Below are 25,099 nucleotides of genomic sequence, written 5' to 3' on the forward strand. Positions count from 1 at the left end.
GGCATTATTTTTTACCCCCTATAATTATTATAAAGTGTTAACTAACCTTTTGTCCAACATCAATAGGGGGCGTCACATTTACTTTCTTTATATTTATATTTGTAGTAAACTATATCTACTAAAGTTAATTAACCCCAAATATGAGCTGTTTGTTCCTATAAAAATAAATACTCTACCTGATAAACATTATTTAGCATCTATTATACAATAAGATTAGGAAGGGTAGCTTTATTAGTGAAAAAATTTTCAAACATTTAAAGAGGAGAGTAATTAATGCCAGAAAATCTAAACTATTTCTTATAAATTAGGCCAGAATTTTCAAAAGCTTCTGTCTAATTTTGCAGGCAGGAGCTCTTTTTTTATAAAGATGATAATAACTGGAAATTAATGGCTTGATTATGTTATAATTAGCTAGAAAAGTAGTTAAATAAACAGTGGAGGAATTAGAAATGACTATTATAGATATGTCACTTAAAGAAAAAATTTTTATATTTATTATTATCTGTATAATTGTTTTATCAGCAACTATTATAGTTTATATGGGAAATCAAGCCTTGAATTTGATTGAGAAAAATGAAAGTTTAGAAAAAGATTTTTTAGCTAATGCTATTCAAAGAAAAAAGAATGAACAACTTAAAAAAGCAAAAACTACCGCTTTAAGTATTGCTCATAATACTGAAGTACAAACAGCTTTTGCTGCTAGAGATAGAGAAAAGCTTTTAAAAATGCTCAATATGTCCTACGAAGAGGTCAAAGAATACTTTCCCCAATGGCAGTTTCATTTACCAGATTCTACTAGTTTTTTAAGACTACATATGCCCAATTATTATGGGGATGACCTAAGCGGTTTTAGATATACTGTTAATAAGGCTAATCAATCTCAGGAGATAATAGCTGGATTAGAGGGTGGTAGAGCAGGTTATGGCTTTAGAGTAGTAGTACCTATCTTTTATGAAGCTAAACATGTTGGCTCCATGGAATTGGGTTCTGAGTTTAATGAAAATTTTTTACAGGACTTACAGAATGATTTTGATGGAAAATACTTTCTACATGAATTCGATAAAGAAAAAGGTAATTATAAATTAATAGCTACTGCTCAAGATAATGACTATAAAAAGGAACGTTGGAAATTAGGTGATGAATTATTGGAAAAGATTAAAAATGGTTCTCAGATAACTAAAAAAGTTAAGGAGGGATACTGTTCGTTACTAGTGATTCCGGTTAAAGATTACAGTGATCAATTTACTGGCTATATTAAAGTAGTTAGAAATAGAAGTGGCTTTATAGAAAAAATTAATAGTTCAAAGCACAATATGTATATTTTAGGATTAATTAGTGCTCTTTCAATTGCTGTATTTATCTTTATATTTTTAACTTATTCACTTAGACCTTTAGATGATTTATTAACTGCTACTAAAAAAATAGGAGCTGGAGATTTGAATTATCGTATTTCTTGGGGATCAATAGATAATGAATTACGTGAGTTAGCCCAAGCTTTTAACGAAATGGTAGCTAAGCTTCAGAGGTCTAATGCTGAAAGAAATGAATTACTAACTAAAGTACAATTTAAGGAACAAAAAAGACAAGAACTTTTAAATAAATTAATCATCGCCCAGGAGGAAGAACGAAAACGAATAGCTAGAGAACTGCATGATGAAACTGGTCAAGCTTTAACTAGTCTTAATCTCTCTTTGAGCAACTTAAAAAAGATTAAAGAAACTGAGGAGTTTAATAATCAAATTGCCATGATGAAAGATATTATAGATAAATTATTTAATCAATTAAATCAATTAGCTAAACAACTAAGACCAGATGTATTAGATGATTTAGGTTTGAAGGCTGCAATTAAAAATTATATAAAGGACTCTTCTCGGTGGTGGGGTCAAGAGATTGGGCTTTATATTACTGGTCTAGATAGTATTGAGATTTCTAAAGAAATAGAAATTGCAGTATATAGAATTATACAAGAAGCATTAACTAATGCCTTTCGTCATTCAAATGCTAATAATATTAGTGTGCTGATTAAGGCTGAAAATAGTGAGATATCTATTATAGTTGAAGATGATGGTTGCGGCTTTAACTTAGAAGAAGTTATGTCAGCTGCCAAAAATGAAAAGTGTTTAGGGCTTTTTGGTATGCAAGAAAGAGCTGAATTATTGGGAGGAAGGCTGACCATTGAATCTAAAAAAAATATCGGTACTACTGTTTATATTAATATGCCTTTGCAAAACAACTAAACTGAGGAGGGATATTAATGATTGAAGTTTTAATAGTTGATGACCATTCTTTAGTTAGGAGAGGTTTAAGAACTCTTTTAAGTAATGAGGAAGATATTAAAGTAGTAGGTGAAGCTGCTACTGGCAAAGAGGCGATAGCTTTAGCTGAGGAAATAGAGCCTGATATTATTTTAATGGATCTTACTATGGCTGATATTGATGGTTTAGAGGCAACCCGGAGAATAACTAATACTGATTTAGAAAGTAAGGTTCTTATTTTAACGGTACATGAAGATGAAGAATACTTTGAAGAGGCTTTGAAAGCTGGGGGAGTAGGTTATATATTAAAAAAGGCAGCTGACGTTGAGCTTTTATCTGCTATTAGAGCAGTTTATCAAGGGGAAGCATTTATTTATCCAACAATGACTAAGATACTATTGGAAGAATACTTAGCAGAGCTTAACAAAAGCGATGAATTTAGTTCTTCGGAGCAGTCAACAAAGGATGAACTTAAAGAAAGAGGTGGTAATTTAGTTGATAATTACGATTTGTTAAGTGATCGAGAAAGAGAAGTATTTGAACTATTTGCCCGGGGTTATACTAATCAAGATATAGCAGATAAATTAGTAATTAGTGTTAAGACAGTAGAAACACATAAGTTTAGAATGAGGAAAAAATTAAAGCTTAGTAAACGTTCAGAGATTGTCAGACTAGCTTTGCAGAAAAAAATCTTATAATTGAATTAAAAAAAGGCTTTGTAAGGAATATTCCTTACAAAGCCTTTTTTTAATATTATTTCATCTATAAATTAAGTTAATTAGCTGCTAGAAATAAATGGTTTACCTGATAAAAAATATTTGTGATTTGCTATACAATTATAATTAGCAGAAATACTTGGGAGGGAAGGTGTAAATGTGAAAGAAGAAATTAGACCAACTAATACTATTGAGCGATTACCTATTTATTATCGTTGTTTACAAAGATTAGCTAAATCTAACATAGGTGTAATTTCTTCTAGAGAGTTGGAGGAAAAGATCGGTATTCCTTCTACTCAAGTTAGAAAGGATTTATCTTATTATGGGAATTTTGGGCGTAGAGGGGTTGGTTATAAAGTTCCTTTGCTGTTAAAACACTTAAGAAAAATTTTAGGATTAGAAAAAGAATGGAATATAGCTTTAGTTGGGGCTGGAGCTTTGGGGCAAGCTTTAATAAATAATAGAAACTTTGAAAAGTTTGGATTTAATATTAACTATATATTTGATGCTGACCCTAAAAAGATTGGAAACAAATTAGCTGGAATTCAAATTAAGGATGTCAATAATTTAGAACAGATAGTTAAAGAGCAAAAGATCAAGATGGCGATTATAGCTGTTCCAGCTAAGGTAGCTCAAGAGGTTGCTAATAAATTAGTCAAAGGAGGAGTTAGTGGTATTTGGAATTTTGCTCCTGTTAGCATTAAGGTTCCTTACGATGTACAGCTAAAAAATGAAAATCTTTCTATAGGTTTGATTGGCTTAGCTTATTATTTAAAACATGAAAGTTAGGTTTATTTAATTTTTAAGAAGTGGAGGTTAAAAGAATGAAAAATAAGGACTTAAAAAATATCAGAGAGCAGGTTTATATTCTTTTCAGTAATCTTTTACAAAAACCTAATAAAAATATTTATGATGAATTAAAACTTGGCAGACACATGGAGATTTGGGAGCAGTATAGAAAAATCAGTAATACTATTCCAATGCCTAAAATTTGGAATAGTAAAAAGTTTAGTGAAAAGTTTATTACTTTGGAAAGATGGAAGAAGTTATGGAAGAAGAGCTTAAACTTTGATAATCCACGAATATATCTTATTGAGTCAGTATATAAGCCCTGGACAACTGATGAAAGTTGTGAAATGCCTTTTGCTAAAGAAAAAGGACACTTATTAGGCGATTGGGCCCACCATATGAAGTACTTATATGAGGAGTTGGGGATTGAAGTTCCAGTTAACTTTGCTCATTGTCCAGATCATTTAGTATTACAGCTGGAGTTTATGAGTGTTTTAGTTAAAGGAGGTGATTTGGAGAAACAATATAGTTTTATATCTACACACTTAGATTGGCTAGAATGTTTAGTAGAGGCTGCTAAAAAGAAAGGTTTAACTAAGCTTTACTATGATCTTTTGATTTGGATTAAAAAGTACATAGATACCGAAGAAGATTTTTTGGAAAACTCAATCTTAGATAAGGCAACTTAAATATTCTCAAGGGGAAAGTTAGATTAGAGAGAGGAGGAGATTTATTTTGAGTAAACAGGTGGATAGAAGAAATTTTATTAAGTATTCTGCTTTAGCTGGAGTTTCTGCTTTTGCTACTCTTGCTACTGCTTGTAATGATGGTGAGGCGGAGGAGACTGGTAGTGAGGTGCAGGATGATTTTCCAGTGGATGAGAAGATGGGGATTTTAATGGATAATAGTCTTTGTGTAGAGTGTCAAGCTTGTCGGGTGGCCTGTCAAAATGAAAATGAATTACCAGTTGAGCAGGCTTTGATAAGCTTTAAAAGTAAAGAGGTGGGAAGTTACCCGGATGTAAAGTACCATTTCTCACGACATAGTTGTATGCATTGTGAAGATGCTGTCTGCAAGGATGGTTGTCCAGTTGATGCTCTTAGCAAGACTGAACAAGGCTTTACTACTCTTGATTTTGAAAGCTGTATTGGTTGTGGAATGTGTGAACAGAGCTGCCCTTATGGAGTGCCTAGTATTTTTGAGGAAAAGATGTATAAGTGTGATGCTTGTCAGCACTTGGTAACGGTAGGTGAAAGTCCAGCCTGTGTTAGCACTTGTGCAGCAAATGCTATTAAGTATGGAACTTACGATGATTTGGTTAAAGCTGCTCAGCAAAGAGTGGAAACTCTACAAGAAAGGTATCCTGAAGCTAGTTTATATGGGCTAGAAGAACAGGATGGACTGAGTTTGTTGTTAATTTTAAAAACGGAAGCAAGTAAATTAGAGTTGATATAATCTTGGGGAGGGATAAAATGAGTATTACTAGACGTAGTTTTATTAAAGGATCGGCTGTGGCTGCTGGAGCTTTAGGGTTATCTTTGACTGGTTTGGATTTTAAAGGTTGGGCTGCTAAAGCACAAGAAAGCGAAGTAAAGGTTAAACCTAGTCTTTGTAATACCTGTTCTAGTCATTGTGGAATGTGGATTCACGTTAAAAATGATCGACCTTGGAAGGTAACTGGACATGAGGATAATATGCGTAGTCAAGGTAAGTTATGCGCACGGGCCCACGCCGGGCTTTATTGGATTTATGATTCAGACCGAATCAAACAGCCTTTAAAGCGGGTAGGTGAAGAGGAGTTTGAATCTATAAGCTGGGAGCAGGCTATTAGTGAAATCGCTGAAAAGCTGAATGATATTTTAGAGGAGTCGGGCCCGGAGGCAGCAGCTTATGGACATAATCCACGTGAAACAGGAGTTTTTTACGGTAATCGTTTAATGCATGCTCTTGGCATAAGTACTGTTTGTACTCACAACGCATCTTGTAATACGGCTCGAACACTTGGTTTTAATCATACAATGGGCGGAGTTCCACATGCAGATCTATCAAATAGCAACTATGTAGTCTTAATTGGTCGTAATTTAGGTGGAGGAATACGTACTTCTGAACTTATTGAGTTTACCGAAGGAGTTAAAGAAGGAGCTAAGGTAGTCTGCGTTGACCCTAGACAGAATGATTCTGCTAAAATAGCTGACGAATGGATTCCGATTAGACCCGGAACCGATTTAGCATTAGTTTTAGCTATGTGTCAGGTGATAGTTGAAGAGGATCTTTATGATAAAGAGTTTATCGATAATTATACTTTGGACTTTGATAAGTTTGCCGAAACTCTACCACAATATACTCCAGAGTGGGCTGCAGAAATTACCGATATAGAGGCTGATAAGATTAGAAGTTTAGCTAGAGAATTAGCTGAAAATAAGCCTAACTGTCTTGTTCATCCCTCTTGGAAGGGAGCTTTCGGCTCAAATTATGAAAATAGTACTGAAACTGCTAGAGCAGTTGCTTACATTAATGCTTTATTAGGAAATGTTAATCAGCCAGGTGGTCTTTTCTTTAGCTATAATAGTCCCGAGATAGGTTCTTTGGATACTCTTGACCCAGAAGAGCCTCAAACTCCTAGAACAGATGGAGTAGGAGTGGAAGGAGAGTTTCCTTTAGCTACTAGTCATGGTTTACCACACGTGATTGCTGAAAAAGCTGCTGAAGGCATTGTTAAATCAATCTTTATTAGACACCACAATCCAGTTAGAAACTTTCCAGATTATGAGCATATGGTAGCTGGGTATAAAAACTTAGATTTATTAGTAGTATTTGAAACTCATATGTCTGAAACAGCTATATTAGCCGACTATATACTACCCGAATGTAGTTTTGCAGAACGGGAAGAGGTAGTAGAAGCTAGAGGGGGAGCCGATAGAGGATCGGTTTCAATCCGAACGGAAGCTGTACCGAAGGTTCATCCAGAGACTAAGAGTTTTGATGAAATTATAGTACTTCTAGCAGAAGAGTTAGGAATTGAAGAATACTTTGATTTTACATTAGATGAGGTAAATAAAGCTCGTTTAGAGCCTCTAGATATATCCTTAGCAGAATTAAAGGAAAAAGGCTCTATATCTATGGAACTCCCAGAGCCTAGTAATGAGGTAGAATTTAGCACTGATTCTGGAAAGTTCGAATTTTATTCTGAAGATTTTGCCCGTTATGGATTCTCCGGTATAGCTGGCTGGAAGGAGCCTGCTGTTGGTTATAAGACAGCAAACAATGAATTTAAGGTAATTCATGGAAAGCAAGCCTACCATTCACAAACTGTTAGTGCCAATATACCACAATTAGCTCAAATTACTAAGGATTACGATAGCAATAGAATCTGGATGAATAGAGCTAAAGCGGAAGAATTGGGAATTAATGATGGTGATAAAATTAAATTAACTTCACCAATAGCTACTAAAGAAGTTAAAGTTAAAGTAACCGAAAGGGTTCATCCGGACACTCTATATATGCCAGCAGGCTATGGAAATAAAACTCCTTATTATGAAACAGCTCAAAAAATAGACTCTCTAAATCCTAATGACTTAACCCCATATCAAACTGAGTCTATAGCTGGACACGCTATGATGCAGGAAGTAATAGTTAAAGCAGAGAAAGCTTAAGGATAACAGCTAAGTTTATAATTTTTAAAACTCCTGTCTTGATTTCAAGGCAGGAGTTTTAAACTTTTATCATACGCGTTAATTTAGCTTAAGTTTACGCACATGATTTTGATTTAAAAGATTTCTTAAAGCTGTTAGCCTTGTAAAAATCAGAACAGTCTGATATAATAACTTAAAAATTAAATTATTTAATTAAGTAAAGCTTTAAATCAAGGTGGGAGTTAAAAATGTTAGATAAAATACTAAACTTTATCGATAAAATTGATGCTGATCCTATTAAAATAGATCAGCAGTACTGTACAAGATTGCAGTCGCCTAAAAGTAATTGTACCTCTTGTTATGACTTTTGTCCGCAAGAAGCTATACAAATGGCTAATGAAGAATTAAGTATTAGTTTCAGTCGATGTATTAACTGTGGACTCTGTGTTAATAGCTGTCCCAATCAAGTATTTACTCTAGAAATGAATTCTGATCTAAATATTATTAATGAATTTCAAGCTAATTCTAACTCTAATTTTAAGATTAGCTGTCAAGAAGCTAAAAAGGGAAATGGAGCTCATGTTAAATGTTTAGGTAGAATTTCAGTTAATTTACTATTAAAATTACTGTTGGTTGGAGCAGACTCTATTTGGCTACAGCCTGGAGACTGTAGTAATTGTGAGCTTAAAAAAGGAAGAAGCTTAATTGAGGAAGCAGCTGAAAACTGCAATAGCTTACTAAAAAATTATTCTGAACAACCTAGGGTTTTTCTTTCAACTACTAAACCTAACCTAAACTTAGCAGAGTTTCAGTTAAGGCTTGCCGAAGTACAAGATGAAGAGGAAATAAATAGACAAGGAGTCGGACGGCGAGAATTTATTAATAAAGTTAGAGAAGAGAGTATTAACAGTTTGATTGATTTAATCAGCTTTGGTGATGAAAAGGAAACGGAAGAAGAAATTGAAGAAAAAATTAATCCTAATAGGCAGGAATTAATTACTTTAGTCGAGAAATTAGAAAAAGAAGCCCAGGTTATAGATAAAACAAGTTCTCAATCTCTATTTTGGCAGATCAACATTAAGCAAAACTGCAACTTTTGTGGAGCCTGTGTTATGCTGTGTCCTAATCATGCTTTAGATTTAATCGAAAAAAAAGATGAAAATAATGAAGGAAAAAGAATTATTGTCGAGAATAAATTATGTAGTAACTGTAAACTTTGTCAAGAAGTCTGTTTTAAAGAACAAATTGCTATTATAGAAAATAGAGATTATGATTTGAAAGCTAAAACTGCTTATCAAGGAAAGAAAATTGAATGCATAGATTGTAATAAGAGTTTTTATGCTATTAATAAAAACAAAGAGATCTGCAGCTTTTGCGAATGATTTTTAGTAAAAATTTTGAATTTTTTATGAACTTTTTACGTAGCTAACTGTTGACAAAGTAAGTAAGAGCATGTATAATAATTAGTGACGATTATCATTTACATAATTATTATATCTTGCTTTTATTCCTGAATACATTTTAAAGATTTGTTTAATTTTATATTTTTGTTGTGAAAGTGAATATTATCTTTATACAAAGGAGGGGATAAAAGGAGGAAGCTTTTAGTTAGAAGAGAAGATAGTTGTTGCTAATGGTTAAAGACAGTTAATTTTAGTAGATTATTCAAAACTTATCTAACTCACCTCAAATCAAATATTAATTACTTTTTTAATCTCGCTCATATCAAAAGCAGTTAATAGTATGAATATTTTCAATAATGGAACTATTCAAATAGAGAAAAAGTTACCGAGGAGAGGTCGAGTTAAAAACGATTAACAGGAGGGAAAATTGTGAAACTATCCAGAAGAGACTTTCTAAAAGTATCAGCGGCTACTACTGGTGGACTTGCTGTAGCTGGACTTACTGGTTGTCGAGACGATGAGCCTGAGTTAGATTCTTTGGCTGAAGCTGAAGAAATAGTTGCTGAAGAAGATGGTTGGTATCCTAGCACTTGTCAGGGTTGTACTACTTGGTGTGCAATTGAAGTTAAGGTGGTAGATGGGAGAGCAGTTAATGTAAGAGGTAATCCTAATAACCAAGCTCATCGAGGCTCTGTGTGTACTCGTTGTCAATTAGCATTATTACAGGTGTACGATCCAGACAGAGTTACTAGACCAATGAAGAGAACTAATCCCAACAAGGGTAAGGATGAAGATCCTGAATTTGTAGAAATTAGTTGGGATGAAGCAATTGAAGAGATTACTGACAAAATTGTGGAGCTAAGAGAAAGAGGAGAAACTTATAAAAGTGCTGTTTTCCGTGGTAGATATACTGCTTTGAACAGCATTTTATATGGAAATTTCCCAACTTTAATCGGTACTCCGAATAATATTTCTCACAGTGCTATCTGTGCTGAATCTGAGAAGATGGGTCCTTATTATACTGAGTCCTATTGGGGTTATAATGACTGTGATATGCCTAACACTAAGTATCTATTATTGTGGGGAGGAGATATCTTAGCCTCAAATAGACAGGTTCCTCACGCTAATAAAGTCTTTGGAGACGTAATCGACAATGCTACTATAGCTCAAGTTGATCCTCGTTATTCAGCTACTGCCGCTAAGTCCGACGAGTGGTTACCGGTTATCCCCCAAGAGGATGATGCTTTGGCTTTAGCTATGGCGCATGTTATCTTAACTAAAGGACTGTGGTATAAGGAGTTTGTAGGGGACTTCACTGACGGACAGAATAGATTTGTGGCTGGAGAAGAGGTAGATGAAGACTCCTTTGATGAAAACTACACTAACGGAGTAGTTAAATGGTGGAATCTGGCTCTTAAAGATGCCACTCCTGAATGGGCTGAAGATAAGGCTGGAGTAGCAGCAGAACAGATTGAAAGAGTAGCTACTGAATTTGCTGAAGCAGCTCCGCATGCTATTTCTTGGGTATGTCCAGGGCCGACAATGAATCCGCGTGGCTCCTATACTTCTATGGCTATCCATGCTTTGAATGGGCTAGTAGGTTCTAGTGATAACAAAGGGGGAGTACTCCAAGATGCCGGAGTGCCAACGCAAGGTTTCCCTGACTTTGATGATTATTTAGATGACGAGCTAAGAGAAGCTGGCCAAAAGCAAGTAATAGATCAGCGAGGTTATAAGGATATGGCGGCTCTTAACCAAGCAACTTCTGGTGGTGGAGTTGTAACTGCTAATGTAGCTCAGGCTGTTTTAGATGAAGATCCTTATGATCTAGAGTTAGTACTTAGCTATTGGAATAACTTCAACTTCTCTTGTGGAGATACAGCTAAGTGGGATAAGGCTTTAGAAAAAATTGATATGCTAGTGCATATGGGGACTCACGCAGCAGAAATGAGTTATTTTGCTGATATCGTTCTGCCTGTACCACATCACATGTTTGAAAGATGGGGTTATATTAACTCTAAGGCTAATCAGTATATGTATTCCACACTAAATCAACCTGTAATAGAGCCAGTTTGGGATGTTAAGACTGAAGAAACAGAAGTTGTATGGATGATTGCTGAAAAATTAGCCGAAAAGGGTTATCCAGAAATGTTAGACTACTATAAGACTTATGAAGATCCGGAAACTGGCGCAGCACCTACTAATGGCAAAGAGTTTACTTTCTATGCTACTAGAATAGCTACTGAACCAATGTGGAATCCGGATAAATATGAACATGGTACTGAATTTGACGGTTGGGAGGATTTCGTAGACGTAGGAGTTTGGAATGCTGATAAATATGATAACTTTAAAGAACTCTGGGGCAATTACGGCACTGATACTGGACTCTTTGAATTCTACAGTGAAACCTTGAAGCGAGGCTTACAAGAGCATGCTGATAGACATAATATTAGTATAGATGAAGCTTTAGAAGCTAATAACTATTTAGCTAAAGGTGAAGAAGCATTTGTACCTCATTATGAGGAGTCTTATCGAGTAGGGGATGCCGATGAATATCCATTAATGTTTGTTGATCATAAGTCCAGATTTAATCGTGAAGGTAGATCGGCTAACTCCTATATCGGTTACTATGATGTCAAAGATGGTGACCCAGGTGATGAGAGAAATAAAGATGTAGTTAAAATTAATCCTGAAGATGCTAATGAATTAGGAATTAGTACTGGCGATCAAGTAAGGATTTCCTCTCCAACAGGAGAAATAGAATGTGAAGCTAAAGTTTGGGAAGGTGTACGTCCAGGAACTGTAGCTAAATCTTTCGGTCAGGGACACTGGGCTTACGGAAGAGTAGCTAGTGAAGAATTTGGAGAAAAGCCAAGAGGTGGCAATAACAATACAATTTTACCAGATGAATATGATCGTTTAAGTGGTAGTACTGCTCGACATGGTGGTCATAGAGTTAAGGTTGAAAAGATATAAAAACTAAGCGGAGGTGTTTTAGATGGCAAAATACGGCATGGTCGTAGATTTACAAAGTTGTTCAGGCTGTTCTTCTTGTATTACAGCTTGTAAGCGAGAGCATAGTGTACCCGCCGATAAATATTGGTGTGACTCTGAAATAAAGTATGAAGGCAAGTTTCCAATGGTAAAGTTGGAGTATTTATCTACTCGTTGTAATCACTGTGATGACGCTCCTTGTGCTGAAGTTTGTCCTACTGGGGCAATGTTCAAAGCAGATAATGGGTTAGTAAAATACGAAAGAGATGACTGTATCAGTTGCAGGCAGTGTGTAAATGCTTGTCCATATGAAGAAGTTAGCTTTAATGAAGAAGATCCACATAGCTTCTGGGATGATAATACTGCTGTAATAGATGGATTTACTGGTACTCCTCAGGAAACTGCTGATCAAGTAGGAGCAAATCCTGCCTATGCTGGGGAAGGAACTCCGGTTAGAGAAGAAGGGCTAGTTGAAAAATGCACCTTCTGTGCTCACAGAGTACCTGATAAAGATCCTATTTGTGTAAATATCTGCCCTTGCGATGCTTTAGTATTCGGTGATTTAGATGATCCTAATAGCGAAGTAAGCCAGTTATTAGATCGGTATGATGCTAAGGTTAGAATTCAAAAGGGAGAAACTGGGGATAGAAGAAATGCAGATACGGGCCCTAATGTTTACTACATTAGAGAGTACTGTAACTTAGATAAAGCAACGGCCAAGTAAGCTTTCTTTAATGAAATAAAGTTGTTATTCAAATAATATTAGCGGGAATTTTATTCTCGCTAATATTATTTCTTTTAAATTATATTGAGGAGGTATTTTATTGAAATTAGATCAAATTTTATCACAGCAAAAAGCTCAAGAAAATATTTATAAGATTTTATCTGTGCTTTATCATGCTCCAGAAGAAAGTATTTTAGAAAGTGAACTTTTGGATAATTTGATTGAATCTGCTGAGTTTATTTCTGAAAAGTTAGGTAATATGGCTCAAGATATAAAAACAGAGTTTGTAAGCACAGAGAATTTTCAAGACTTAAAAGTAGACCATTCAAAACTATTTGTGGGCCCTTTTGAGTTACTAGCTCCTCCCTATGGATCTGTTTATTTAGAAAAAGAAGGAACAGTTATGGGGGATAGCACTATGAATGTTATTAATACCTATAAAGAATTGGGTTTAGATAGAAGTGATGATTTTAAAGAGCCTCATGATCATATAATAGCTGAGTTGGAGTTTCTTTATTATTTAACCTTTAATTCAATTAAAGAAACTGGTAACGAAAATTATAAAGAAGCTTTAGAATATTTAGAAGCTCATCAGAACTTTTTAGCTAAACACTTAGCTGCTTGGGTAAGCGATTTCGCAGCTAAGATAAAAGAGCATGCAAATACAGAGCTGTATAAAAAGTTAGCTGAACTCACTGAAAGCTTTATTAAAGATGAAGTTGACGATATTTTGGAGCAGTCAATTTCAAAAGTACAAGAACTTATAAATGATTAACTTATAGCCTCCACCTTTATTAAATTATAAGAAATTAACTTTTCTTCACGAGAAAATATTGAAAAGTGCTAACTTTAATGATAAAATTAAGGTTGTGTTAAGAGTTAAACTATTATTTTTTAATGAAGCTAATTGTAAATAGAGTGGAGGAATTATTTATGTCGGAAACTGAAACAAAAATGTCATTAGTTGATCACTTGGGAGAGTTAAGAATCCGGATCTTAATTTCTGTAGGGGCTTTAGTTGTTTTTTCTATTATTAGTTATGTTTTTGCTGCGGAGATAATAGATGTACTAACTAGCCCAGTAGGAAAAGAGTTGGTTTATTTAGCTCCGACCGAAGCTTTCTTTACTCAAATAAAGGTTTCGGTTGTAGTAGGTTTTCTTCTTGCTTTACCTATTATATTCTTTCAAGTTTGGCGTTTTGTAGTACCAGGCCTTAAAGACAGTGAAAGAAAATACTTAATGATCTTAGCTCCCTTTGCTTATATTTTTTTCCTAGGGGGAACTGCTTTTGGGTTATTTGTAGTAATTCCTTTCGGAATGCGTTTCTTTTTAAGCTTTACCTCTGCTAATCTAGAAGCGATGTTTTCTTTAAATAGTTATATTTCTTTTATTATTAGAATACTATTACCTTTTGGTTTAATATTTCAGTTGCCTTTGGTAACGACTATTTTAGTTAAACTAGGGATAATTAGTTCAGAATTCTTAAAAAATAATCGTAAAATTGTTGTTGTAAGTATTTTTGTATTTGGAGCTTTATTAACACCACCGGATATTATATCTCAAACTATGATGTCTTTGCCATTAATACTGTTATATGAAGGTAGTATTGTTATTGCTAAGATAATCGAATAAGACTATTTGATAATATAAAAAGACTAGCTATTTAAATAGCTAGTCTTTTTATATTATTTGTTACTCAGTTCCTTCTACTACTTCAATTATATCCTGAACTGGATACTGTTTTAGACTATCAGAAATTAAGCTTTGGGTATCCTTATTGTTTAAATAGTTATCTTTTCTAAAACCTGCATTTTTACTCATGCTTAAAATTCCTCCTTTCTTAATTATACTTTTAACTATTATGGTTAAAATAATAAGAGACAAATTGAAGAAATTAAGGAGGAAATATAATGTCAACTGAAGAAATTAACTTATATCTACCCATTGAACTACAGGAATTTATATTAAATTTAGCTTTAGAAGAAGAGACTACTCCTGAAGAAATAATCATTGAAATCTTAGATGCTTATTATCAAAATATAGGTCAAGACTATAGCCAACTAGACGAAGGTTTAGATATTTTAGTTGAAAAATAACCTTGCTAACAAGCAGGAAATTTACTAATTATAAAGAAAGCTTATTATAAGAAAGTTTTTTAATCATATTTGAGAAAGGTTAGGTAACGGGTATGGAGTTGCTATCTTTAAAAAAGTTGCTTTTGTTAGTTTTGAGTGGAGGAATGACAGGTTTAGCTTTTTCTTTTCCAAAGTTGTTTTTTTTGAATTGGTTTAGCTTAGTACCTTTATTACTGATAATTAAAAATCAGCAACTCAAAAAAAGCTTTCTTAGCGGAAGTATTGCTGGTTTAGTCTTTTTTTTGAGCACCTTTTATTGGCTATTATATCCACAGCTAATCTTTGAACTTCCGTTTTTATTGGCTATTATTTTTACAGTCTTATCCTGTATTATTTTAGCTATTTTTTGGGGGTTTTTTGCTTTAATAGCTAGTTATGTTTTGAAAAATAGACAAAAATTAGTTTTTCTGCTACTACCTAGTCTTTGGATAGGGTTGGAGTACTTAAGAGAGCTTTTGATTGCTGATTTAACTTTAGGTTTTATCGGTTATAGTCAGGCCTATTTTCCGCTAGTGATCCAAATAGCTAGTATATTTGGAGTTTATGGAGTCAGTTTTTTTATTGTTTTGCTTAACACTTTAATATATAAATTAATATTATATATTAAAGGTGAAAAACAGATAATAGATCAACAGTTGCTACTAGTTAGCTTGATTATTAGTTTGGTATTTATTTACGGAGTAGTTAACTTACATAGTTCTTTTGAAAAAAAACCTAAGCAAGAGTTGAGTTTTGGGTTGATGCAACCTAATATAGCTCAAGAAATAAAATGGGATTATAATTATCGTGAACAGATAATGAATACTTACTTTGAATTAAGTGAAAAATTAAGAAAAAAAGAGGTAGATTTAATTATTTGGCCTGAAACAGCAGTCCCATTTGTTTTAACTGAAAATAATAATTATTTTTGGCAAAACTATCTTTTGGAAAGAATTAAAGAACTAGAAACGGTATTATTTTTTGGTGCTTTAAATAAAAAAGAAAGTAACACTTATAATCAAAACTTTTTAATTGATAAGGAATTAAATATTATCGACAGTTATAGCAAAATGAAGCTGGTTCCTTTTGGAGAATATATGCCTTTTAGAAATATTTTACCTAGTTATATAGAAACTTTAGTTAGTGATAAAACTCCTGGAACTAAGAAAACTAACTTCAACTTTCAAGGAATTACTTGGGCTTCGCCAATCTGTTCAGAAATTCTTAATCCAAATCTAGTTAATAAGTTAACTGCGGATAATAAACTACTAATTAATGTATCTAATGAAGCTTGGTTTAAAAGCAGTAATGCGCCAGTACAGATCTGGCAAGCAGCTATTTTAAGAGCAGTAGAAAATAGAATACCAATTATTAAAGTTTCTAATACTGGGGTTAGTGGAGTAATCGATAGCCAAGGACAGATAGTCAAAAGATTAGAACCTTTTGAAAAAGAAGCTGTAGCTTATTCTTTAGCTTTTAATGCTGAAAATTCTGCTAACTTTTATCAGTTAATGAATATCTTTTTAAAACTGATTCTACTATTAAATGTTATTTTATTTTTCGATTTTATACTTAGCTTGAAGCAATTGAGGTGAGAGGATATGGAAAACAAAGGAATTAATCGTGCTGGCAGAGAATATATTTTAATTTATAGCGAAACAATAGACTGGGACTTATGTATTGGTTGCGGAAACTGCGTTAGAGTTTGTGGTCAGGATGTGTACGTGATGGTTAATACCTCTCAAGGTCAAAAAGCAGATAACCCTAACAAGGATAGATGTTTAGGAGATGGACACTGTTATCAAGCTTGCCCAACTCGGGCTATCAAGTTCAAAAGAGCGCTTGAATAATAAAATGCTAATTTTTTATAAAAAAGTTACGGAAAATATTGAATATAATTTAATATATGATATAATATGTTTGGATTGGACCTAATCAAACTTTAAATCGAGGGTGGTTTGAAAAATGGATAATCCTAGTGAGCTTTCAGAGTGTGTAATGGAACATAAGTTTTGTACTGGTTGTGAGGAGTGCAATTATTGTGACTTGCATGAAGAGAAGGTCTGCAACAACTGCATGGAATGTGTGGATTGTGTAGATGAAAGTAGCGATTTTAGAGCTATTAAGATCGAAGGCGTTAAGTACGGTTAACGATTTAAGAGGTTAAGTGTATTTAACTATGTTATTCAAAAGCAACCTTGATCATCAAGGTTGCTTTTTTAAAAGAAAAAACCTTCGTTAAATATATCTTTAACGAAGGTTTGAGTGGGGAGGCATTAATTATGTCAAAAATAAAATTTCCTCAGGCAGTTAGAAGCTTTATCAAGTATCTAGTAGCAGAACGTGGATACTCTAAGTTAACAGCTCAACATTACGAACATGATCTATCAATTTTCGGCAGATACTTACAAGAAGAATTTGAATATGATTTAGAAGATCTGAGTGTAAATAAAATTAATCGCTTTGAAATTAGTGAGTTTTTAGGCGATATTATATTAATTAAAGATAACAGTCCTGCAGCTAGAAATCGGAAGCTTTATAGTTTACGTTCTTTTTTTAAGTACTTACAAAAAAGAGAAATTATCAAAGATAATCCTACTGATTCCATTGAAGCTACTAAAAGTGAATTGAAATCAGAGCCTATTTATCTTAATCAGAAAAGTATTAAGCAGTATTTAAAAGCTATTAATGATTATAATTCTAAATATTGCCGACGCGATCTGGCTATTAATAAGGTATTTCTTTATTGCGGATTAAGAGTTTCAGAATTGGTAAATCTTAATTTAACAGATATCAACTTTGAAGATTCCTCAATTAAGTTTTATGGTAAAGGTAACAAAGAACGTTATGTGCCTTTGCATAAGGATGTTATTTCATCTATAGAAAACTATCTACCTAATAGAAATAAAATCACTCCTAAAAACGAAGATGCTCGTCGAGCCCTATTCCTGTCCAATCAAGGAAATAGAATTTCTGCCCGTACTGTACAGTTAATGGTTAAAAAATATGCTAAAAAAGCTGGGCTGACTAATGCTAGTCAAATCACTCCTCATAAATTACGCCACACTTTCGCTTCTTTGTTCTATCAACAAACTAAAGATTTAAGAATCTTACAAGAATTGTTAGGTCATAGTGATATTTCTACTACTCAAATTTATACTCATATTGACAAAAAGGAACGTAAGCAAGCCATTGATGAACTGCCTGAACTATAATTTTCACTCCCTCTTTACTAAATCTGGTAATTTAATCTTTTATGCTGAATATAATTGAATAGCTGTTGTTGTTAAGGGGGGGGAGTCTTAATCAAAAAACAGACTTTATTAGAAGGGACCTTCATATTAATGGTGGCCGGCTTAATAAATAGAGTTTTAGGTTTTGGTTTAAGAATGGTTTTAACCAGAATTATCGGTGATAAAGGAATCGGACTTTTTCAAATGATATTTCCTATCTTTCTTACTTTTTCTATTTTGGCTACCTTTGGTTTGCCAGTAGCAGTTTCTAAGTTTGTTTCTGAAAAAATAGCTCAAAAAAATCAACAGGAAAGTGTAAAAATACTCAAACTCGCTATATCATTCACGGTATTTTCAGGAACTCTATTTTCAATCATCTTTTATCTAGCAGCTCCTTTTATAGCTAATAATATACTAAATAATCCCCAAACAGAGATTATCTTGAAGGCAATAGCTCCAGCTTTATTTTTCATAACTAATGCCTCTATCTTGCGCGGCTTTTTCCAAGGCTTAAGAATGATGACCCCTACTGCTATATCCCAAGTTATAGAGCAAATTACTCGAATCATAGTCACTCTAATCATTCTTAAACTCTTAGCTGCTTATAGCCTTCGTTATCAAGCTGCTGGATTAGCTTTAGGAATTACTGCTGGCGAAGGCTTAGGCTTGCTAACCTTAGTTCTACTGTTCTTTAAACTACGTCAAAAACCCAAAAAAAGAACTACTATTTCTCCTCCTAAATCAAATCGGGCCCTATTATTTAAAAAATTGATTAAATTCGGTTTTCCAATCACAGTTAGCAAGTTAGTAGCCTCTACTACTTATAGTTTAGAAGCTATCTTAATCCCCACTAGATTACAGGCAGCCGGCTATTCAGTAGCCGTCGCTACCAGTCTCTATGGACAGCTATCTGGTATGGCTTTACAGGTAATTCATCTGCCCATGGTAATCACTATTGCCGTTAATTCTAATTTAATTCCGGCCATATCCGAAGCAGTTTCTAATCAAAATAGATCTCAACTCTTAAATCGCTACCATCAGGCCTTAAGATTGGTGATCTATACAGGTTTGCCGGCGGCAATCATTTTTTACAGTTTACCTGAAGAGATCTGTGATATCTTATTTGGCTATCCAGAAGCAGGAGAAATTTTAAAATTAATCTCCGTAGGTGTACTTTTCCTTTATCTGCTCCAAATTATGAATGGAATGTTACAAGGTTTAGGTAAACCAAAATTAGTAGTAATTAATTCAATCATCGGTTTAATTTGCGAGGTGCTAATTATTTATATACTAGTCAGCCAACCTCAATTTGGCTTAAAAGGAGCAGGTATTGCTATTATAGTTAGATATTTAGTAATTACTTTGTTGAATTTTATGGCTATTGGTAAGGAAATTGGCTTTGCTCTAGATTTAAAACAGTTAGTTTTCAAACCCTTACTAGGAGGAAGTTTATTATTTTTAGTTATCCCCTTCTTAGAAACTCTACTTTTAGATTTAGGAATAACTGACTTAACTAATCTAATACTTAGTATAACCGGAGGAATGTTAGCTTATACCCTAGTTTTAATTATAACTGGTGGTATTACTAGTCGAGACTTAAATCAATTAATTAATTAACTGCAAAAATATTTAGTTATCGACAAACTCAAATATTACATATAAAAAACTGGTTGACCACAAATGTGTCAACCAGCCCTCTAAGCTTTAATTTTTGCTAAGCAGTTTACTTTAATCTTTTTTATCACCTTTTAATAAATTATCAATACTTTTTTCAGGAGTAATAGTAGAAACCGCATGCTTATAAACCATTTGCTGTTTTCCCTTAGTGTCTAAAATTATAGTAAAATTATCAAAACCTTTAACAAAACCTGTTAACTGAAATCCATTTACTAAATAAATAGTCACCTTGATTTTTTCACGACGAATTTGATTTAAAAAGCTATCTTGAATATTGATTTTAGCATTCATAAATAATAATTCCTCCTTTATATATAATCTATATCATTACTTCTACATCTTTTTATCCTTTCCCTGCAATCTTTACTACTTTTATCCTCAGTACAAAGAACACAATATCCTTCTTTTAAAGATTCTTTTCTCAAAAAAATTGGAGAAACTAATATTCCTTTAGTAACTCCATCTTGTTTGCCAAAATAATAACCTACAGCGTAACCTATCCCCAGGGCTAAAACTACTATCAAAACTAAAAGTTTGCTAGTCAACAAGACCCTTTCCCACCTTTTTCTCCTTTTCGACCAACTTAACGATTAAAGGAGCAGTTAAATAGACCATTATTGTCTTTTCAAAGTCAAGATAAATATTAATTGTCGATAAAAGTAAAACTAATAGAACAACTTGTCTTTTACCTAAAAGGTAAACAAAGTTATTTCGGTAGTTCAATTGATCCTCTTTTAGATCAATTAAGTCATCTAGAAGTTGAATGGTTAAAATAATGCCCAAAGCAGATATTACTTCTAGAAAGCTTAATAAGTAAGCTCCCAGCAATAATAAAATTAAGCTTTCCTGATACGATTTTAATCCGGTAGGTAGTACTTTTTGATAATCATAACCCATCCCTAAAATATAACTAGCCCAAAACAAAGATAATGCGCTGCTATAATCTAGGGCAACTGCCAAAGAAAAGCTTAATAGTGCATAAGGCAAAGTAGCCTGTTTTAACTCAAAAGCTAAAGTTCTTTTCCCACTAGTTTTATCTAAATATCGATCTAAATAATCATCCATTAACTTTATACTTAAACCACAGAAAAAAACCGCTAATAAACTTTTAAAAAAATAGATATCTAGCAATATAAACTACTCACTTTCTATTGATTAACTTATACTTTATTATATTAAATTATTAACAAAATATGCTAAAATAAAAAAAGAGCTGCCTAGAACTGCAGGCAGTTTTCTAATAATAAAATAAGGAAATAGGGTAATTAAAAAATAAACTGTACTTAATGAGGGAACAACTTTCGATTTTCAACTATAATTATATACTATACCTTTTACAGATTTATGACCAAAAACTAAAAGTTAAGTTTTTCTCTTTTCTTCGGTAAAGTAAAGATAAATTCTGTCCCTACTCCTATTTCACTATTAACCTTAACCTGTCCTTGATGTCTATCAATAATTTCTTTAACAATAGCTAACCCTAAACCCGTGCTAGCACTATCGTCTCTAGTTCTAGCTTTATCTACTTTATAAAATCTATTCCAGATATAATCTAATTCTTCCTGAGGAATACCCGGGCCCTGGTCCTCTATCTGCACTTTAAACTCTGTAGTCAAATCCTCAACTTTGATTTTAATTTCTTTTCCAACAGGTGTAAACTTAATAGCATTACTTAATAGATTAAATAATACCTGTTCAATACGATCTCGGTCTATCCAAGTTTTTAAATTAGTATCAGGAATTTTCTGGATTACTGTTAAATCTTTATCTTTAAATTGAGGTTGTAAGTTAAAAACTACCTGCTCAATGACTTCTTTTAAATCATTCTTTTCAAACTCCATTGCAATTGCCTTTCTTTCTAACTGTGATAAATCTAATAAATCATTAACTAACCTAGTTAATCTTTGCACCTCATCTAAAATAATATCTAAATATTCCTCAGTTGAGCTTTCATCTAATAAAACTCCATCTCTGATCGCCTTCACAAATCCTTGGATAGAAGTCAAAGGTGACTTAAGTTCATGAGATACATTAGCTACAAACTCCTTTTGTAGCTGTTCAAGCTCCCAACGTTCGCTGATATCCTGCATTACTCCTACTACCCCTAATAAGTTATCTTGAGTATAAATAGGAGTTATGTGAATTAAAATTCGAACAACCTGGGCCCGATTTGTTAAGCTGAATTCATCAATAATCAGCTCTTCTTTTTCTAAGGCCTTAACAAATATTGATATTAAGTTCTCATCGTCAATCAAATTTTCCAATTTTTTGCCCAAACCTGGACCTTCAAACTCGATTAACCCTTTAGCTTGAGGATTAATTAAAATAATCTCTTGCTTTTGATCAATAGCTACTACCCCTTCATTCATACCTACTAAAATAGACTCCAGTTTAGTCTTTTCTTGGTTTAATTTATCAATAGTAGTTTCCAAACGACTAGCTAAATAGTTAAAGCTTCTACCTAACTGATTAACTTCATCATTACCTTGCATATCTATTCTAGTATCTAAATCACCATCGGCCAGCTTTAAAGCAGCCTGATTGAGTTGATTTAAAGGATTTAACAAAGACTTAGCAAAACTAAAGCTTAAAATCACAGCCAACACAATAGACATTAAGGCAGCAAAAAATAATAAATCCTGTAATCTACCTACCAAGGAAGCTATTCCAGCTATCGGTGAATAAACAAATATTGCTCCAATAATCTGCTCTTCAATAACTATAGGCACCGCTACCGAAAGTACAGGCTGATCAAAGTTAGGGTCCTCACCCCGATTAGTCAAAATACTTCCTTGATAAACTTTTTCTATTCCCTCTTCATCCAACTGAGCTCCAATCCAGCTTTCCCGACAGTTGAAAGTAGCTACAATCAAGCCTTGGGCATCAGTAATCCAGATTTGAGTATCTAAAAAAGTACTAATTGTCCTTAAATCTTCAACAGTTTCTGCATAATTATCTTCATAAAAGGATCTTTCTACTAACTTAGCTATCTTTTGACCCTGTTTTATAAACTCTTCTTCCTTATTGCTAAAGTAATAATCTTCAAATAAGTAGGTTAAGAAAATTCCTAAAGCAATCAAAGTAACTAAAATGACCACTACAAATCTCATCATTAACTTGCTAAAAATGCTCTCAAGCATTAGTCTCTCCCTCTTCTTCTACAACTTCAAACTTATAGCCAACCCCCCACACCGTTTGTAAGTAGCTCAACCCTTCTACTTGATGATCTATCTTACTTCGTAAACGTTTAATATGGGTATCCACAGTTCTAATATCACCAACAAAATTATAACCCCAAACTTGATCTAATAACTGCTCTCTATTAAAAACTTGGCTTTGATTATTAGCTAAGTACCACAATAAATCAAACTCTTTAGGAGGCAAGTCCAAACTTTGATCAGCTACTACTACTTTGTGTAGCTCTTTATTTAACTCTAGCTTAGGAAACTTCAGCGTCTTATGTAAGTCCTCACCTTCAGTTCTCCTCATCCTAGCCTGCACTCTAGCCACTAATTCATCCGGATCAAAAGGCTTAGTTATATAGTCATCCGCTCCTAAGTCAAAACCTTTAATTTTATCGTACTTTTCCCCTTTAGCAGTCAACATAATAATAGGTAATTTATGTCGCTCTCTTAACTTTTGACAGACCTTCCAACCATCTAACTTAGGTAACATAATATCCAATATTATTAAATCAGGATCTTCATTATTAGTTAAGTTAATAGCCTCCGGACCATTCTGAGCCTCTAAGATCTGATAACCCGCTTGTTTAAGATAAACAGTAATTAATTTACGAATATTTTGATCATCATCTACAACTAAAATCTTTTTGTTTTTATCCTCCATTATCAAATTCACCTCTATTTATATTATAATCTATTAGCTCTTCAAATGTCAAAGTAATATATTCAAAGATTCTTTAATATAAAGCTTTTTACCTTTTCAAAACCCTGTCTATAAAGAGCAGAAATTGGAATTATTAATCCTGAACTAAAATCATTATACAGCAATTCCAAACTACGTCGTGCCCTATCCACATCTATTTTATTAGCTAAAACTGCATAGCATTTTTCTGCTTGGCAGTAGTTATAAATCTCTTGATCAACTTTGGAAACTACCGGAGAGCTATTTTCTTCTAAAGTTAATAGATCAATAATATGTAAAATAAGCTCCGAACTTTCAATTTGGGCTAAAGTTTGAGCCATGGCTTTCCGTATCTTCTTATCCGGGTGTATTCCCTCCACTAAACCACAAGTATCTATTAACTCTATCTGTTGAGAAGTTTTTCCGGCCGGTAATTTTAACTTAATTTTTTGGATTTCCTCAGTTTTATGACTTTCTTCAGAAACTAATTCCTCTAAAGCAGCATCTAAACAATAGGTCTGCTCTGCTAAAAAGCCGGCTGGTTTTTTAACTGTTAACTTCAATTCCTCAAGTCCTAAATAGTCAGCAAAGTTTAAAGTAAAACAGGTCTTGCCTGCATTAGTTTGGCCTAAGATTAAACACTTAGTCATAGTTTTTCCCCCTAGACAGCTCCTTCGAGATCTTCAGGCTGAATAATCATTAACTCCTGTCGATTCAGATCATCCTGAGTAATTAATCTAGTGGCTTGAACTCTAATTGCTCTTTCAATTAAATTACGTACTGTCCTAGCATTCCCTTTTTCCGGGCCCGCTTTTCTTCGCTTCTCAGCTAAGATTTTACGTAATTTAGCTTGAGCTGCTTTACTCAACTTATACTCTCTTTCTTCCAACATTAACTTAGCAATTTCGACTAACTTATCTAAGCTATAGTCTTCAAATTCAACTTTAATTGGAAATCTAGAATTTAAACCAGGATTACTCTGTAAAAAAATCTCCATTTCTCGAGGATAACCAGCTAAAATAACCACTAAATCATCTCGATTATCCTCCATCCCTTTAACTAAAGCATCTATAGACTCCTTCCCAAAGTCCCTAGCCCCACCTCTAGCTAATGAGTATGCTTCATCGATAAAAAGAATTCCTCCTAAAGCTTCGTTAATAGCTTCCCGGGTATTCTTAGCAGTATGACCTATATACTCACCTACCAGGTCTGCTCTTTCTACTTCTTTCAAATGACCTTTACTTAGTAGACCTAACTCCTTAAATAATTCCCCGAAAATACGAGCTACAGTAGTCTTACCTGTACCTGGATTGCCTTTGAAAACCATATGCATTACTAAAGGTTTAGCTATTAAGTCCGCCTCTTCGCGCTTCCTTTGTACTTTAACAAAGGCCTCCAGCTCATTAACTAAGTCTTTAATCTTTTCTAAACCCACTAATCTATCTAATTTAGACTTAACCTCTTTTAAGTTTCGTTCCGATTTCAGTTTTTTTCTTTTTAAAGCTAGATTATTGTGATTAATATACTTAGAATTTAAAAGTTCTAATGCTTTCCCAAGGGAGATATTACCAATTTCGAGCTGTCTAATAATTTCTCGTTTATCCAAATCACTCCCCCCTAATCAATCACTCTGCTATTCTATATTATATGTAAGCACTACTTGATTTGTGATAAATTAGAAAAAAACTCCTAATCAAA

25 protein-coding genes are annotated in these 25,099 nt (G+C 33.4%); 17 read left to right on the top strand and 8 right to left on the bottom strand.

Annotated features, from left to right (window positions below; genetic code table 11):
• The first annotated feature begins 449 nt into the window (after positions 1–449).
• The 11 genes from MWH30_RS08000 (at position 450) to tatC (ending at position 14,145) form a co-directional block, all read left to right on the top strand.
• A complete protein-coding gene (locus MWH30_RS08000) occupies positions 450–2,237 on the top strand; it encodes a cache domain-containing protein (RefSeq protein WP_248663547.1) in 1,788 nt (595 codons plus the stop codon).
• A 17-nt stretch (positions 2,238–2,254) separates the two neighbouring features.
• On the top strand, positions 2,255–2,953 hold the full coding sequence (locus MWH30_RS08005) for a response regulator transcription factor (protein WP_248663548.1): 699 nt from the start codon (positions 2,255–2,257) through the stop codon (positions 2,951–2,953).
• Between the two features lie 177 nt (positions 2,954–3,130).
• Positions 3,131–3,760: a redox-sensing transcriptional repressor Rex gene (locus tag MWH30_RS08010; RefSeq protein WP_248663549.1), complete on the top strand. Its 630-nt coding sequence runs from the start codon at positions 3,131–3,133 to the stop codon at positions 3,758–3,760.
• 35 nt (positions 3,761–3,795) lie between these two features.
• Complete coding sequence (locus tag MWH30_RS08015) at positions 3,796–4,449, top strand: molecular chaperone TorD family protein (RefSeq protein ID WP_248663550.1); 654 nt, start codon at positions 3,796–3,798, stop codon at positions 4,447–4,449.
• Between the two features lie 46 nt (positions 4,450–4,495).
• Positions 4,496–5,215, top strand: a complete 720-nt coding sequence (locus MWH30_RS08020; protein ID WP_248663551.1) for a 4Fe-4S dicluster domain-containing protein — start codon at positions 4,496–4,498, stop codon at positions 5,213–5,215.
• 17 nt (positions 5,216–5,232) lie between these two features.
• Positions 5,233–7,413 carry a molybdopterin-dependent oxidoreductase gene (locus MWH30_RS08025; protein WP_248663552.1) on the top strand — a complete coding sequence of 727 codons (2,181 nt, stop codon included), beginning with the start codon at positions 5,233–5,235 and terminating at the stop codon, positions 7,411–7,413.
• A gap of 227 nt (positions 7,414–7,640) precedes the next feature.
• Positions 7,641–8,774, top strand: coding sequence for a 4Fe-4S dicluster domain-containing protein (locus tag MWH30_RS08030; RefSeq protein ID WP_248663553.1), 1,134 nt, complete (start codon positions 7,641–7,643; stop codon positions 8,772–8,774).
• 450 nt (positions 8,775–9,224) lie between these two features.
• Positions 9,225–11,771 carry a molybdopterin-dependent oxidoreductase gene (locus MWH30_RS13930; RefSeq protein WP_248663554.1) on the top strand — a complete coding sequence of 849 codons (2,547 nt, stop codon included), beginning with the start codon at positions 9,225–9,227 and terminating at the stop codon, positions 11,769–11,771.
• A 22-nt stretch (positions 11,772–11,793) separates the two neighbouring features.
• The gene (locus tag MWH30_RS08040) at positions 11,794–12,513 is read left to right on the top strand and encodes a 4Fe-4S dicluster domain-containing protein (protein WP_248663555.1); all 720 of its coding nucleotides are present in this window, start codon (positions 11,794–11,796) and stop codon (positions 12,511–12,513) included.
• 100 nt (positions 12,514–12,613) lie between these two features.
• Positions 12,614–13,288: a TorD/DmsD family molecular chaperone gene (locus MWH30_RS08045; protein WP_248663556.1), complete on the top strand. Its 675-nt coding sequence runs from the start codon at positions 12,614–12,616 to the stop codon at positions 13,286–13,288.
• Between the two features lie 158 nt (positions 13,289–13,446).
• Complete coding sequence (tatC, locus tag MWH30_RS08050) at positions 13,447–14,145, top strand: twin-arginine translocase subunit TatC (RefSeq protein ID WP_248663557.1); 699 nt, start codon at positions 13,447–13,449, stop codon at positions 14,143–14,145.
• A gap of 60 nt (positions 14,146–14,205) precedes the next feature.
• Here tatC and MWH30_RS13850 read toward each other — a convergent pair whose 3' ends face one another.
• Positions 14,206–14,334 (bottom strand): hypothetical protein, encoded by a 129-nt coding sequence (locus tag MWH30_RS13850; RefSeq protein ID WP_282706253.1) that lies wholly within the window; start codon positions 14,332–14,334, stop codon positions 14,206–14,208.
• Positions 14,335–14,423: 89 nt separating this feature from the next.
• Between MWH30_RS13850 and MWH30_RS08055 the strand changes: the two genes are divergently transcribed.
• The 6 genes from MWH30_RS08055 to spoVB all read left to right on the top strand — a co-directional run bounded on the left by MWH30_RS08055 (position 14,424) and on the right by spoVB (position 19,477).
• Positions 14,424–14,609, top strand: a complete 186-nt coding sequence (locus tag MWH30_RS08055; protein ID WP_248663558.1) for a hypothetical protein — start codon at positions 14,424–14,426, stop codon at positions 14,607–14,609.
• A gap of 92 nt (positions 14,610–14,701) precedes the next feature.
• Entirely contained in the window at positions 14,702–16,222 is a 1,521-nt protein-coding gene (lnt, locus tag MWH30_RS08060) for an apolipoprotein N-acyltransferase (protein ID WP_248663559.1), read from the top strand.
• A gap of 6 nt (positions 16,223–16,228) precedes the next feature.
• Positions 16,229–16,477 carry a 4Fe-4S dicluster domain-containing protein gene (locus tag MWH30_RS08065; RefSeq protein WP_248663560.1) on the top strand — a complete coding sequence of 83 codons (249 nt, stop codon included), beginning with the start codon at positions 16,229–16,231 and terminating at the stop codon, positions 16,475–16,477.
• 115 nt (positions 16,478–16,592) lie between these two features.
• Positions 16,593–16,778: a hypothetical protein gene (locus MWH30_RS08070; RefSeq protein WP_248663561.1), complete on the top strand. Its 186-nt coding sequence runs from the start codon at positions 16,593–16,595 to the stop codon at positions 16,776–16,778.
• 131 nt (positions 16,779–16,909) lie between these two features.
• Entirely contained in the window at positions 16,910–17,842 is a 933-nt protein-coding gene (locus tag MWH30_RS08075; protein ID WP_248663562.1) for a tyrosine-type recombinase/integrase, read from the top strand.
• 90 nt (positions 17,843–17,932) lie between these two features.
• A complete protein-coding gene (gene spoVB, locus MWH30_RS08080) occupies positions 17,933–19,477 on the top strand; it encodes a stage V sporulation protein B (protein ID WP_308221607.1) in 1,545 nt (514 codons plus the stop codon).
• 111 nt (positions 19,478–19,588) lie between these two features.
• Here spoVB and hfq read toward each other — a convergent pair whose 3' ends face one another.
• The 7 genes from hfq to MWH30_RS08115 all read right to left on the bottom strand — a co-directional run bounded on the left by hfq (position 19,589) and on the right by MWH30_RS08115 (position 25,007).
• Positions 19,589–19,828, bottom strand: a complete 240-nt coding sequence (gene hfq / locus MWH30_RS08085) for an RNA chaperone Hfq (RefSeq protein ID WP_248663564.1) — start codon at positions 19,826–19,828, stop codon at positions 19,589–19,591.
• 17 nt (positions 19,829–19,845) lie between these two features.
• Positions 19,846–20,082: a hypothetical protein gene (locus MWH30_RS08090; protein WP_248663565.1), complete on the bottom strand. Its 237-nt coding sequence runs from the start codon at positions 20,080–20,082 to the stop codon at positions 19,846–19,848.
• Complete coding sequence (locus MWH30_RS08095; protein ID WP_248663566.1) at positions 20,075–20,668, bottom strand: hypothetical protein; 594 nt, start codon at positions 20,666–20,668, stop codon at positions 20,075–20,077. The genes MWH30_RS08090 and MWH30_RS08095 overlap by 8 nt, the downstream gene beginning before the upstream one ends.
• Before the next feature lie 224 nt (positions 20,669–20,892).
• The gene (locus MWH30_RS08100) at positions 20,893–22,677 is read right to left on the bottom strand and encodes a HAMP domain-containing sensor histidine kinase (RefSeq protein WP_248663567.1); all 1,785 of its coding nucleotides are present in this window, start codon (positions 22,675–22,677) and stop codon (positions 20,893–20,895) included.
• Positions 22,670–23,383 carry a response regulator transcription factor gene (locus MWH30_RS08105; RefSeq protein ID WP_248663568.1) on the bottom strand — a complete coding sequence of 238 codons (714 nt, stop codon included), beginning with the start codon at positions 23,381–23,383 and terminating at the stop codon, positions 22,670–22,672. The genes MWH30_RS08100 and MWH30_RS08105 overlap by 8 nt, the downstream gene beginning before the upstream one ends.
• 62 nt (positions 23,384–23,445) lie before the next feature.
• Positions 23,446–24,051, bottom strand: coding sequence for a GTPase domain-containing protein (locus MWH30_RS08110; protein WP_248663569.1), 606 nt, complete (start codon positions 24,049–24,051; stop codon positions 23,446–23,448).
• Between the two features lie 11 nt (positions 24,052–24,062).
• Positions 24,063–25,007, bottom strand: a complete 945-nt coding sequence (locus tag MWH30_RS08115; RefSeq protein WP_248663570.1) for an AAA family ATPase — start codon at positions 25,005–25,007, stop codon at positions 24,063–24,065.
• Positions 25,008–25,099 lie beyond the last annotated feature (92 nt).

Origin of the sequence: Fuchsiella alkaliacetigena (assembly GCF_023227765.1) — a bacterium.
In the GTDB taxonomy this organism is placed as follows: domain Bacteria; phylum Bacillota; class Halanaerobiia; order Halobacteroidales; family Acetohalobiaceae; genus Fuchsiella; species Fuchsiella alkaliacetigena.